Origin of the sequence: Streptomyces bobili, assembly GCF_002154575.1 — a bacterium.
In the GTDB taxonomy this organism is placed as follows: domain Bacteria; phylum Actinomycetota; class Actinomycetes; order Streptomycetales; family Streptomycetaceae; genus Streptomyces; species Streptomyces bobili.
Genome location: NZ_MUBA01000498.1, coordinates 1 through 748 on the forward strand (window position 1 = coordinate 1; position 748 = coordinate 748).

At 69.3% G+C, this 748-nt stretch carries 1 protein-coding gene; it reads left to right on the forward strand.

What is annotated here, in order from left to right; all coding sequences use genetic code 11:
- Positions 1-389 precede the first annotated feature (389 nt).
- The coding region (locus BZL64_RS31480; RefSeq protein ID WP_244205592.1) for an AMP-binding protein at positions 390-748 on the forward strand (359 nt) is incomplete at its 3' end.

Below are 748 nucleotides of genomic sequence, written 5' to 3' on the forward strand. Positions count from 1 at the left end.
GGTCACCGCGCCCGTACCCCGCCGCCGAGACGCGTGTTCCGGTCGGTCATGTCCATTTCTTCCGCCCCCTCGCCTACCCGCTCGATGTTCCTTACTCTGGAGTCAGGTTACCGCCGGTAAGGCGACTGGCAAGCCCGCCCGGCGGCACCCGCGAAACACCCCGCCACCAGCGAACCTGAGGGTCACTCAGGTACCCCTGGAGGTTGCACAGCCCTGGCCCATGAACACCCCCGAACCCGCACAAGCCCCACACGTCCGCCCCGTACGATCCCCTAGCTAACCGGGGGTAACCCCTTTCTACGGTTCCGTCCCGGTTGAACGCCTCGACGCGCGAGGCACGTACTTCATGCAGCAAGCAGTTCGATCGCTGCACGCCCAGGGAGCTGCCCGTGTCCACCCCGTATTCATCCTCCACACCGGCCTTCGCCGGTTACGACGCTCCCCCCGCCCTCGTGGAACCCGAGACCCGCAGGCTGGACGGCGCCGTGCGGGAGGCGTCGATGCCGGTGTTCGCGCGCCCGATGACGTACGGCTCGCTCGCGGAGCTGCCGTTCGACAACGCGGGAGCGGCCCCCGACGCCGTGGTCCTCAGCCGCAGGGACGCGGAGGGCCGGTGGGCGGACGTGACGGCACAGCAGTTCGCCGCCGAAGTCCTCGCGGTGGCCAAGGGGTTGATCGGGGAGGGACTGGCGCCCGGCGACCGGATCGCCATCATGGCCCGTACGACCTACGAGTGGACGCTGCTCGA